General features: G+C 61.5%; 11 protein-coding genes. 7 read left to right on the forward strand and 4 right to left on the reverse strand.

Annotated elements, in window-relative coordinates; genetic code table 11:
* The first annotated feature begins 82 nt into the window (after positions 1-82).
* The 6 genes from RAK1035_RS14515 (at position 83) to RAK1035_RS14540 (ending at position 7,149) form a co-directional block, all read left to right on the forward strand.
* On the forward strand, positions 83-1,888 hold the full coding sequence (locus RAK1035_RS14515) for a fatty acyl-AMP ligase (RefSeq protein ID WP_008280862.1): 1,806 nt from the start codon (positions 83-85) through the stop codon (positions 1,886-1,888).
* Complete coding sequence (locus RAK1035_RS14520) at positions 1,885-2,844, forward strand: NAD-dependent epimerase/dehydratase family protein (protein ID WP_008280863.1); 960 nt, start codon at positions 1,885-1,887, stop codon at positions 2,842-2,844. Before RAK1035_RS14515 ends, RAK1035_RS14520 begins: the two co-directional genes overlap by 4 nt.
* A complete protein-coding gene (locus tag RAK1035_RS14525; protein ID WP_008280864.1) occupies positions 2,834-3,100 on the forward strand; it encodes an acyl carrier protein in 267 nt (88 codons plus the stop codon). The genes RAK1035_RS14520 and RAK1035_RS14525 overlap by 11 nt, the downstream gene beginning before the upstream one ends.
* On the forward strand, positions 3,097-4,311 hold the full coding sequence (gene spt / locus RAK1035_RS14530) for a serine palmitoyltransferase (RefSeq protein WP_008280865.1): 1,215 nt from the start codon (positions 3,097-3,099) through the stop codon (positions 4,309-4,311). Before RAK1035_RS14525 ends, spt begins: the two co-directional genes overlap by 4 nt.
* A 54-nt stretch (positions 4,312-4,365) precedes the next feature.
* Positions 4,366-5,325, forward strand: a complete 960-nt coding sequence (locus RAK1035_RS14535) for a metallophosphoesterase family protein (protein ID WP_008280866.1) — start codon at positions 4,366-4,368, stop codon at positions 5,323-5,325.
* A 108-nt stretch (positions 5,326-5,433) separates the two neighbouring features.
* Positions 5,434-7,149: an ABC transporter ATP-binding protein gene (locus RAK1035_RS14540; RefSeq protein ID WP_008280867.1), complete on the forward strand. Its 1,716-nt coding sequence runs from the start codon at positions 5,434-5,436 to the stop codon at positions 7,147-7,149.
* Here RAK1035_RS14540 and RAK1035_RS14545 read toward each other — a convergent pair.
* Genes RAK1035_RS14545 through RAK1035_RS14560 form a run of 4 tightly spaced genes read right to left on the reverse strand, consistent with a single transcriptional unit; the run spans position 7,146 to position 10,907 of the window.
* On the reverse strand, positions 7,146-8,273 hold the full coding sequence (locus RAK1035_RS14545) for a mitochondrial fission ELM1 family protein (RefSeq protein WP_112303097.1): 1,128 nt from the start codon (positions 8,271-8,273) through the stop codon (positions 7,146-7,148). The genes RAK1035_RS14540 and RAK1035_RS14545 overlap by 4 nt on opposite strands.
* Positions 8,266-9,219, reverse strand: coding sequence for a lysophospholipid acyltransferase family protein (locus tag RAK1035_RS14550; protein WP_008280870.1), 954 nt, complete (start codon positions 9,217-9,219; stop codon positions 8,266-8,268). Before RAK1035_RS14550 ends, RAK1035_RS14545 begins: the two co-directional genes overlap by 8 nt.
* A gap of 45 nt (positions 9,220-9,264) precedes the next feature.
* Positions 9,265-9,912 carry a sterol desaturase family protein gene (locus RAK1035_RS14555; protein WP_008280871.1) on the reverse strand — a complete coding sequence of 216 codons (648 nt, stop codon included), beginning with the start codon at positions 9,910-9,912 and terminating at the stop codon, positions 9,265-9,267.
* Between the two features lie 26 nt (positions 9,913-9,938).
* Entirely contained in the window at positions 9,939-10,907 is a 969-nt protein-coding gene (locus RAK1035_RS14560) for a lysophospholipid acyltransferase family protein (protein WP_008280872.1), read from the reverse strand.
* A gap of 163 nt (positions 10,908-11,070) precedes the next feature.
* Here RAK1035_RS14560 and RAK1035_RS14565 point away from each other — a divergent pair, with 163 nt between their 5' ends.
* Positions 11,071-12,222, forward strand: a complete 1,152-nt coding sequence (locus RAK1035_RS14565; RefSeq protein ID WP_008280873.1) for a GNAT family N-acetyltransferase — start codon at positions 11,071-11,073, stop codon at positions 12,220-12,222.
* The last annotated feature ends 6 nt before the right edge of the window (positions 12,223-12,228 follow it).

Consider the following 12,228-nt stretch of genomic DNA (forward strand, 5'->3'; position numbering starts at 1 on the left):
CCATCAGACCCTCAAATGCCATATACTTGGTATGACAGAGGGCAAACCGACCAGAGTCGGAAGCGAAACAAGGAAAATTGGGATGCAGGCGACAGGCAGTTCGCACAGTCTCGCGTTGCGGCGCGGCGACTTCACGACGTTGATCGAGGCGCTCGACTATGCCGCCAAGGGCGACACGGGTGTCAATTTCTACAACGCGCGCGGCGAGCTTTATGCAACCTCCACCTATGCCGATTTGCAGGTCGAGGTTGTCGATCTCGCGCGGCGTCTTTTGGGACTGGGCCTTGAGCCGGGCGCGCGGGTGGGCCTTGTGGCCGAAACCTCGCCGCATTTCGTGCGCTTCTTCTGGGCCTGTCAATATGCCGGGCTGGTGCCCGTGCCACTGCCGGCCACGATGCATATCGGGGGCCATGCAGGATATGTCGCGCAACTGCGCGGCTTGATCGAGAATTGCGGCGCAGCGGTGGCCATGGCCCCTGTTGAATGGATGAGCTTTCTGGAAGAGGCGACAACGGGCCTGACACTGAGCTTTGTCGGCACGCCCGAGGATTTTGATCGTCTGACGCCCTCGACCGCGACATTGCCAACAGTGGCCCCGGACAGCATCGCCTATCTCCAGTATACCTCTGGAAGCACGCGGTTTCCGCGCGGCGTAGTTATCGACCACACCACGGTGCTGGCCAATATCAACGATATGGCGACCCATGGCCTCAAGATGACCGAGCAGGACCGCTTTGGATCTTGGCTGCCGTTCTATCATGATATGGGCCTGGTTGCCTTTATCATGATGCCGATGGCGACCCAACGCTCGGTCGATTTCCTTGGCACGCAGGATTTTGCGATGCGGCCGCGCAAATGGCTGGAAATGATGTCCGGCAACCGCACCACGATCACTTCTGGCCCGCCCTTTGGCTATGACCTTGCCGCGATGCGGGTGCGCCCAAGCGATGCCGAGCAATGGGATCTGAGCGCGCTGCGCGTCGCTTGCGTGGGGGCAGAGATGATCAATCCTGAACCGCTCAAGCGCTTTGCCGAGGCGCTGGCCCCCTCGGGGTTCAAATCCACCGCATTCTTGCCATGCTATGGCATGGCCGAATGTTCGCTGGGCATCAGCTTTGCCGGGCTCGATGAAGAGTTGCAGATCGACTATGTCGATGCCGAACAGATGCAAGAAGACAGCATCGCCACGCCGCTCGACCCGGAAGAGGCGCAGAAATCCAAACGCCGCGTCGCGCGCTATGTGGATTGTGGCGCGTTGCTGCCCACGTTCGAGATTGCGATCCGCGATGAGCATGGCAACGATCTGCCCGAGCGTCAGGCTGGTGTGATCCACCTGCGTGGCCCCAGCGTGATGAGCCACTATTTTCAGGAAGAGGCGATCACCCGCGAATGCCTGAGCGAAGATGGCTGGCTTGATACCGGCGACATCGGCTACTTGGCCAATGGGCGGCTCTTTGTCACCGGACGGCGCAAGGATATGATCATCATCCACGGGCGCAACATCTGGCCCGAGGATCTGGAATATCTGGCCAAGACGCAACCGGGCGTCAACTATACCGATGCTGCCGCTTTCTCGGTGCCTTCGGATGTGGATCAACAGGAAACCGCCGTTCTGGTGGTGCAATGCCGCGAGCGCGACGAGATCAAGCGTGCGCGTCTGGTCAAGACCATCGCGTCGCTGGTGCGCTCGGAATTCGGGATTGATGTTGTGGTCGAACTGGTGCCGACCCGCACCTTGCCCCGCACGTCTTCGGGCAAGCTGGCACGGGCGCGGGCGCGGCTTGATTATCTCGGGCGGCGTCAGGCGGCCAAGATGCAGCATCAGCCGGAACCGGCCAATAGCCTGCCCATGGACGAGGCGATGCCGCAGGTCCGTTACATCGCATGACCGGCCCGGTGGCCGTCACGGGCGCCTCCGGCTTTGTCGGGCGCGCCCTGATCGGACAATTGCTGGACGCCGAACGCCCTGTTCGGGCGCTTGTGCACCGTCAGGGGCTTGGGATCACCCATCCCTTGCTCGAAACCGTGACGGGTGGCCTGTCGGACAAGGCCGCACTTGCCAAGCTGATGGCGGGTGCACAGGCCGTCGTTCATGTGGCGGGGCAGGTGCGCGGACGCGATCTGGCGGATTTTCTGGGGGTCAACGCCGATGGTGTGACCCATGTTGCAGAGGCCGCGCAGGCATCTGGCGTACGCCGCGTGATCCTGATTTCCTCGCTCGCGGCGCGTGCGCCGCATCTCTCGCCCTATGCCGCAAGCAAGCGCGCGGGCGAAGAGCGGCTGGCCAAGGTGGCCATTGGTGCGGGGTTCACATCGGCCATATTGCGCCCGCCCGCGATCTACGGCCCCGAGGACCGCGAACTTGTGCCGCTCTTTCAGACGATGGCGCGGGGCATCGTGCCACTGCCGGGTGTGGCCGGTGCGCGGGCCTCGCTCTTGCATGTCGATGACCTTGCGCGCGCAATTGTCAAACTTCTGGACAGCGCGGCAGAGGCTACCTATGAACTCGACGACGGGCACGGGGCGGGCTACAGCTGGGACGAGATCGCGACCATTGTCGAAGAGGTTGCGGGGCGCGGGCGCGGCTGGCGCGTGAAACTTCCGGGCGGCCTGTTGCGAGCGGTGGCCACGGGCAATCTGTTGGCCTCGCGGCTTTTGGGGTACAGTCCGATGCTGACACCCGGCAAGGTCAACGAACTGCGCCACCCTGACTGGGTGTGCGACAACACCGAAATCAGCCGCGACACCGGATGGCTGCCGCTGATTTCTCTGGAGAACGGGCTATCCTCGATCTTGCGCGGGACGCCGTTGAAATCTGATAGGGGCATCACCAATGTCACATGACACCCAAGACCTTGAACAGGAAATCCTCGACGTGCTGTTCGAGCGCCTGTCGAAATTCCCGGTGAAATCCGGCGCATTGTCTGCGGACACCAGCCTTGTCGCCGATATGAACCTTGATTCCGTCAATATGATGGAATTGCTGATGGAGGTTGAGGACACCTTTGACGTCAGCTTTCCGCTCAACATGATGGCCAATGTCGATACGGTGCAGAACCTTGCCGATCAGATCAAACTGCTTGTGGAGAAAAAATCATGAGCATTTCAGACCGTTTTGCCGAACTGGCGCATCTGCGTGACGCTTTGGATGCCGAAGAGGCCGACCCGACACGCATTGTGATGGAGCGCATCCTGTCCTCTACCGAGGCGATGATTGGCAACCGTCCGACAATCCTTGTCGGAACGAATAACTATCTCGGGCTGACCTTTGATCCAGCAGTGCTAGAGGCCGCAAGCGCCGCGCTGCATGAGCAGGGCAGCGGCACCACCGGCTCGCGCATGGCCAATGGCAGCTTTGCCTGCCATGCCGCATTAGAGCGTGCCTTTGCAGATTTTTACGGCGTGCCCTCGGCGATGGTGTTCTCGACCGGCTATCAGACCAATCTGGGCCTCTTGATGGGCATCCTGCGCCCCGGTGACAAGGTCGTGCTGGATAGCCATAGCCACGCCTGCATCTATGACGGGTGCCGCATCAGCGGGGCCGATTTCCTTGCCTTCCGCCACAATGACCCAGAGGATCTGCGCAAGCGTTTGCGGCGTCTGGGGGACGAGGCCAAAGGCGCGCTGGTGATCGCCGAAGGGCTCTACAGCATGTTGGGCGATACCGCCCCGTTGGCTGAACTCTGCGCCATCGCCAAGGAATATGGCGCGTGGTTCATGGTTGATGAGGCGCATTCCTTTGGCGTCTACGGCGAACGCGGTTTGGGCCTCTGCGAAGAGGCGGGCATTCTCGATCAGGTGGATTTCATCACCGGCACCTTCTCCAAAAGCCTCGCCTCGCTGGGCGGCTTCTGCGTAAGCCGTCATCCTGAATTGCAATTGCTGCGCTATGGCAGCCGGCCCTATATCTTTACCGCCTCGCCCAGCCCGGCCAGCATCGGTGCCGCCGCCGCAGCCCTAGAGGCAGTGCGCACGCGGCTCGAGCTTAAGGCCAATCTTTGGGCCAATGCCACCCGTCTGCACGACGGGCTGAGTGCGGCAGGCTATGAATTGGCCGCGCCCGTTTCCCCGGTCATCGCGGTGCGGGTGCCCTCACGTGAAGAGGGCGCGCGGATCTGGAATGCGCTGATGGAGCATGGTGTCTATGTCAACCTCGTGCTGCCGCCCGCCGCGCCCGAAGGGGCAGCGCTTTTGCGGTGCAGCCTGAGTGCGGCCCATAGCTTTGACCAGATTGACACCATCATCGCCGCATTCAAGACCGTGGCACCCGAGGCGGCCACCCGCACCGCCCAGAGCACGGCAGCGCAGTAAATCGGCGGGCCGGGTCATTCCCGGCACGCCCAACCGTGGGCGGACATCTGAGACATGACAGGGCAGGGGCGATCCGACCCAGAGACAGGCGCTGGCATCACGCTGGCGCATCTGTCGGACCCGCATCTGCCGCTGACGGGGCCGGTGCCATGGCATAGCGTGCTGAACAAGCGGGCGCTGAGCCTTTTGTCATGGCATCGCAAGCGCCGCCATCATCACCGGCCAGAAATCCTCGCGATGCTGATCGCCGATATGCGCGCCCATGCCCCTGACCAAATTGCGGTCACGGGGGATCTGACCAATCTTGGTCTGGAAAGCGAGTATCGTGCCGCGCGTCGCTGGCTTGAAAACCTAGGAAGGCCGGAGCGCGTCATGGTCATCCCTGGCAACCACGAGGCCCTCATTCGGGGCGCATGGGATGCGGGGGCGGCGCAGTGGCTGCCCTATTGGCAGGGCGATGCCGCACCCGTAACGGTGGATGTGTCCGACGCCTTTCCATATATGCGGCGGCGGGGGATGCTGGCCCTGATCGGCGTTTCAAGTGCTGTGGCCACCCCGCCGGCCTTTGCCAGCGGCGCGGTCGGTCCGGCGCAATTGGCGCGGCTGGCACCTATGTTGCGCAAGGCGCGTGGTGCGGGCCTCTGCCGGGTGCTGATGATCCATCACCCGCCGCTCGATGGCACGGTATCGGCGCGCAAGGCCCTGCGCGACGCGGCAGCGTTTCGTGCCGTGCTGCAGGCGGAAGGCGTGGAATTGGTGCTGCATGGCCATAGCCACCGCCACCATCACCAGACACTTGAAACCCGCGATGGGCCAACCCCGGTTATTGGCGTGCCGTCGGCCTCATCGCTTTATCCCGAGGCGGCCGCCTATCACCTCTATCAAATCCGGCCCACCGCCGCGGGCTGGGAGATTGACGTTACGGCACGGCACGCGACACGTGAGCAAGAGATGGCGACCGGGCGCTGCACCCGGTTGACACTGGCGCGCGCCCATGCAGCATGCGCGCCGTGATGACACCGCTGAAACCAAATGCGGCACGCGCCAAGGGCGCAGCCGCCAAGACAAGAGACCGGCGCACCAGAGGCGCAAACTGTCCTGCAAGACCATGAAAGACCTTCCATGCGCCTGATGCTGAACCTGTTCCGCGCCTATCCGATGGCCAGTTTCCTCATGGTGCTGGCGCTGTTCTTTTCGGGTCTGGCCGAAGGCTTGGGCCTGTCCGCCATGTTGCCAATGCTCAAGATCGTGCTCAACACCGATCCATCCGGCACGATGGCAGAGCCGCCGGGGCAGATGGAACAGATGGTGCTTGATGTGCTCGCATGGGCCGGAATTCCCGTGACACTCGGGGCGCTGCTGACCCTGATCGTGGTGGCGGCCACGTTCAAGGCGGTGCTGCTTTTGATCGCGCAACGGCAGGTGGGCTATACCGCTGCCCGTGTTGCGACCGATCTCCGCCTGCAGATCTTGCGCAACATGATGCGTAGCCGCTGGCATTTCTTCCTGCATCAACCGGCGGGCAAGCTGGCCAATACGCTGGCCACCGAGGCGCAGCGCGCGGCGGATGCCTATATGAATGGCGCAACGGCGCTGACCTTTTTCATTCAGGCGCTGGTCTATACCTCGGTTGCGGTGGTGATTTCGTGGAAAGCAACCTTGCTCAGCCTGATCGGCGGGATCGTCATCATCGGCCTCTCGCATTTTCTGGTGCGGATCACCCGCAAGGCCGGCCAGAAACAAACCGATCTTATGGTCTCGCTGATGTCGCATCTGACCGATACGCTGCAATCGGTGAAACCGCTCAAGGCGATGGCCCGCGAACATCTGGCGGATGAGCTGCTCAAGCACGAGACCAACCGTCTCAACAAGGCGCTGCGCCGTCAGGTTCTGGCCAGTGCTGCGCTCAACTCTGGCCAGGATCTGATGTTCATCATGGTCATCGCCTTTGGTGTCTATCTGGCGCTCGGCATTCTTTCGATGGATTTCGCCATTGTGCTGATGCTGGCAGTGACGCTGGGGCGCGGATATAACTTTCTGGGCAAGGTGCAGAAGCAATATCAGAAAATGATGCAGAGCGAGAGCGCCTATTGGTCGCTGATCGACACCAATCGCCGCGCCGAAGAAGAACAAGAGCATCTGGGCGGCCATGCCACCCCGGCGCTGACCAAGGGGATCGCCCTGCGCGATATCGCGTTTTCCTATGACGGCAACACGGTGCTCTCCGGCTTTGATCTTGATATTCCCGCGCATCAGATGACGACACTGGTCGGCCCCTCGGGGTCGGGCAAAACGACGATCATTGATCTGGTGATCGGTCTGTTGCGGCCGGACACGGGCCAGATCACGATTGATGACCGTCCGTTCGAGGAAATCGACCTCAAGGCGTGGCGTCGCATGGTGGGCTATGTGCCGCAGGAAACGGTGCTGCTGCATGACAGCGTCTTGCACAACGTATCCTTGGGGGATCCGCAGATTTCCGAGGCTCGGGTAGAGGCGGCGTTGAAACAGGCTGGAGCCTGGGATTTCGTGCAGGATCTACCCGAAGGTATCCATACCCTCGTGGGCGAGCGCGGCGGGCGGCTTTCAGGGGGTCAGCGTCAGCGGGTCGCCATTGCCCGCGCGCTGATCAACGCGCCGCAGCTTCTGATCCTCGACGAGGCGACCAGCGCTCTTGACCCCGAAAGCGAGGCCGCCATCATCGAAACGCTGCGCGGCCTGCGTGAGCAGCTTACAATTCTTGCCATCACACATAACAGCAGCCTGTCGGATGCCGCCGATGTCGTCCACCGGCTAGAGCCTGCGGCGGCGTCAAAGGGCACAACAGACGAGGCTTAGCTGCGACCCATCAAGGCGTTGATCCGGTCCAGTGCACGCGCCATGTCACTGGGCGCGGGCGTGTCTGAGGCGGGGCGCACAGGCTCTCCAAGCCATGTCATGCGGCCCGAGCGCGCAAGCCGCAGGTGCATCTGGCTGATGTCGCGCGACAGATGCTTCCAGCCCCAACGCATCAAGGCGCGGTAGGCCAGTGCACCAAGGCTAAGATCAGGGCGGTCAGGATCGTGGCGCGCGAGCGCGCGTGCCTGCGCACGCTCTCCGATCGCCACCAGCGCATCGTGCCGCATGCTCAGCGTGCCCGCGCCCAGATCGAACATATGCACGGGCTTGCCCGTCGCATAGGCCTCAGACAACATCGAGATACTGTCAGCAGTGACAATGATCTCATCCGCGATGGCCAGAAACCCAAGATAGGGGTTTTCCGGGTCATTGGGCCGAAAACGATAAAGCTGCATCGGCACATCGGTTTGCGCGGCAAAGGCAGCGATGGCCTCAGGCGGCGTGCGGGCGCTGGAACTGATAAGAAGCGATGCGCCCCGCGCCTGTGCCAGCGCCATCGTATCGCGCAAGAGCCGCGCAGAGGCGCGCGCGCCAAACGCATAGGGGCCGCTCGGGCCGCCGATATTCAGCGTAAGATAAGGCCGGGGCAGATGCGCCAATTTGGGGGCCCAGTGCGCGCGCGCCACCTCCAGCCGTTCGGGCGTCAGCGGATGAAGGGGCAAGGCGTTGCGCAACACATTGGGTCGGTCGGGCACGCGGTATTGTGGCGTGGTGATGACCAGATCAAAATGTGCAGGATCGGCCCAAAGCCGCCCCAAAAACACCAGCCGCGTGCGCCCGCCCGATTGATCCTTGATCCAGCGCGCGACAGGCTCGTTGCGCATGCCCATGGAAATCACCAGATCGGGCCAAGGGGCGCTCAGCGGATCAGAGGCGGGCAGGTCTACCCCCCGCAAATCACGCCCACGAAACAGCGTGGTGCGGATTTCCTTTTTGCGATAGCGCAGGGTTTTGATCTCATAAGGCCAGCCCAACCCCTGTGCCAGCGCGCGCACTTGGGTTTTCTCGCCAGAGCGGTAGGCATCCAGCACCCAGACGCGTGGGGTCACGTTGGCCTCAGGCATCCGGGGCCTTTGGGGCGCTGTCGCGGGTCTTGAACCAACGACGTTTCATGCAGATCCATTCGCCGGGATAGTCCCTGATCCAATCTTCAAAAATCAGGTTCAGACGATGTGTCATGTCAAAGATACGCTCTTTGCGCGGCAGATCGGGATCGGCTGGGGCAAGGGGGGCCAGAACCTCGATCCGAAAGCGGGCGTTGGGCAGGCGCACGGCGCGTATCGGCACCAGCGGATAGCCGCGCTGTGCCAACAAGGCAGGCAGGGTGCTGGTGGGCGTGGGCGTGCCAAAAAAGGGCACCATCTCGCCTTGATCAACGCGGGTGTCAAAGGCGGCACCAACCGACCGACCGGCTGCCAACTCATGCAAGAGTTCCCGCGCGCCCCCCGCACTTGGCACCAAGGGACCACCGAACGCCCGACGCAGCGAAAGAAAAAAACCGTGCAGCCACGGGTTTGGCTCGGGCGTATAGATCACCGAAATCGTCAACTCTCGCTCGCGCCCAATCAGGTTGCAGAGCTGCCACGCGCTGACATGGGCGGTGGCAAAGACAATCGCCTCTTTGCGCGCGATGATTTCCTCTGCCTCGGGATGAACGAAAAACTCCAAGTGCTGCGTGCGGTTCTGCCAAAGCCGTTCGAGCAGGAAAAGTTCCGCAGCCGCACGTCCGGTAGACCGGAAAATATCGCGCATCACCGCGTCGCGTGTGGTGTCACTCGCCTCGGGCAGCACATGCGAAAGATTGCGCCCGACCGTGCGGCGCTTTTGCGCGTTGCGATAGCCCAGCCACCCCAGAGCGCGTGCAAAAAGCCCTGAGGCCACAGAAAATGGCAGCAGCCGCGCAAACCCGAGCATCAGATAGAACACGCCCGCCTCAACCATCCAAGCCGGGGTCTGAACCCACGGAAACCGTGCGATCAGCCCCTTGGGCGTGAGGAAAAATTTTGCCATGGCGGATATCCGTTCCCGGACTTGTGGCGCGGATAAGACCCGCGCCTAGGTGCGGTCGGACCGTTCCGGCTTGGTCGGGTAGGTGCGAAAGATCAGATCCCACAGCGGAGAGCTGACACCGTAGCGCCCGGCATCATCCGAAAAGTGGTGCCGCATATGGTAATGCTTAAGGAATTTCAGCGCCGGGTGCCGCATCGGGAAATGGTGCGTGGCATAGTGGATATAGTCATAGACCAGATAGCCGATGATGAAGAACCCAGTGAACGGCTCGGCCCAGGGGTAGGGCAGGACCGTGTAGAACATGAGATAGAGCACGGCGATGATGGGAAGCGCGCCCGCGGGCGGCATCAGCAGGCGCGTTTTGTCCTGTGGCGTATCGTGATGCACGCCATGAAAAAGATAGATGAAACGGCGGCCCATGTCGGTCTTGGGCTCAAAGTGAAAGAGGTAGCGATGCAGCAGGTATTCCGCCAGCGTCCATGTCACAAGGCCCGCAACCCCGATCATCGCCATGCCGCCCCAGCCGATGCCATGCACCATCACAGCGCGGGCAATCAACCAGATGGCCACCGGACCCCAGACCAGCAAGGGCACGATGGGATGCACATGGCTCAACTTTTCAAGAAGCGGGTTCTCGAACAGGCGAACCGACTCGTCGACGCGATGCGTGCGACTGGGTTGATGACTTGTCATTTTGGGCACTCCTGATCTGCGCCGACTTATGCGTCTTCATATATGTCGGTTTTAGCCCGAAGAATAGAAGACGGCCAGATTTTGCTCGTGCAAAGCCAATCTCCGGGCTTTGCCGTTATCCATTGTTCGAACTTCTCGTTGATCTGACGGGCAAGGTCAACGGTCTGATTGTCGCGGTCCATCGTGGGGTCACTGGGCACCAAGGGCGGATAGAACCGCACGCGAAAGCGCGCACCGGGCAGCCGTTCGGCCTGCACGGGAACCAAAGGCACGCCAAACCGCAACGCCAGCCGCGCGGGCAAGAGCGAGGATTCCTTGTCTTCATCGAAAAACGGAATCGGTTTGCCGCCCTCAACGCGCCGATCCGTCAGCATGATTGGCGACCTCCCGGACTTCAGCGCATCAACAAAGGCGCGCAAACCCTCGTTGCGCGACACCAATTCGCAGCCCAGCATGCCCCGATATTGCAGCATCGTGCGGTCAAGCCACGGGTTTGTCAGCGGGGCGTACATGGCACAGGGGCGCACACCCAAACGCGCGATGGCGGTGGCCATCATTTCCCAGTTTGCCAGATGCGCCGACACGAAAACCGCCGGTTTGGTCGGATCAGAATAGGCGGGAATCTGCTCAAGCACTTCGATTTCCAGAGTGTCGCGCTTTGGATTGCAGAGCTTGGCCAGATTTGGATATTCGCCCAGCACCGCGCCAGCATTGGCCCAGACCTGATTGGCCAGATTGTCGATCTCAGCCGGCGACCTGTCAGGCAGGGACATTGTAAGATTGGCGCGCACATGCTGGTTGCGCCGGCCAAAGATCCTGCCAAACATCTGCCCCAGACGCGCCCCAAGCGCAGAGGCCCATGTCACGGGCATCAAACGGAAAAGCGACATGACCGAGGCCAAGACCACATAGTCGATGAACCACAGCACATTGCGCGCAACGCGGTTATTGAACAGCTTGTCGCGATGGGCATTGGCGAGAATGAATTTGGCCAAGGAGGACTCGACTTCTTCTGATGCAGTGTGGATACTTGTCCTGTTAATTGAGGCAAGGTGCCGGAATTGCAAGCAGTTTCCATGGTTGGTTCCGCCGCTCTGGCATGCGCGCCACGCAGGGCTGCGCGCCGCCTTACCCGTATCATCGCAAGAAAGGCCCAAGATGTCGCCAACACAGCCTGAGGGCGCTCACATTCGGCTGGTCGAGGCCGTAAATGGCGCGGCGGTCCGGGATTTCCTGCATCTGCCAGAGCGGATCTATGCCGATGATCCGGCTTGGGTGGCCCCACTGATCTTTGAGCAAAAGCAGCGCGTGTTCGAGAATGCGCCGCTCTTTGCCCATTGCGAGGTTGCCCGTTGGGTGGCCTACCGCGACGGCGTGCCCGTGGGCCGCATCACCGCGCAGCTTGATACGCTTCAACCCGAGGCCGAAGAGGGGGGCAAGATCGGCTATTTCGGGATGCTTGAAGCGGTGGATGACAGCGCCGTGTTCGATGCGCTTTTTGGCGCGGCCGAGGCGTGGCTGCGCGATAGGGGCGCGGCCCATCTGCGCGGGCCCTATAATCTCTCGATCAACGAAGACCTTGGCCTTTTGGTTGAGAATTTCGACGATCCGCCCTTCGTGATGATGGGCCACGCGCGGCCCTATTACCAAAGACAGATCGAGGATCGCGGTTTTGCGACGATTAAGGATCTGCTGACCTACAAGGTGCGCCCCGATTTCGTCGCCCCCGAGGTGATGACAAAACTGGCCCAACGTGCCAGCCGCACCGTCACCATCCGCCCCCTCAACAGCAAGGGCAAGGCGGCGGATTACGAGGCGATGCGCGATATCTTCAACGATGCCTGGTCGGACAATTGGGGCTTTGTGCCCTTTACGCGCGAAGAATTCGCCGAAACCGCCAAGGTTCTATCGTTTCTGCTCTCGGACGATTACATCCAGTTCGCCGAGATTGACGGACGCCTCGTGGCCTTTATCACCGCCTTTCCCAATCTCAACGAGCTGATCGGCGATCTGCGCGGGCGGCTTTTGCCCTTTGGTTGGGCCAAGCTCTTGTGGCGGCTCAAGGTGCGCGGACCGAAAAGCGCGCGCGTGGCTCTTATGGGGGTGCGCAAGGAATACCAGAACTCCCGCCTTGGGCCGACGTTGGCGTTTTTGGTGATCGACGCGGTGCGCAAGGCGATGCAGCAACGAAACGTCACTTCGGTCGAGATGGGCTGGATACTCGAGGATAATCATGGCATGCGGCATATCATCGAGGCCATCGGCAGCACGATCTACAAGCGCTATCGCGTCTATCAGAAACCCCTGTAGCGCGAC

It is taken from the genome of Roseovarius sp. AK1035 (genome assembly GCF_003288315.1).
Lineage (GTDB): Bacteria > Pseudomonadota > Alphaproteobacteria > Rhodobacterales > Rhodobacteraceae > Roseovarius > Roseovarius mucosus_A.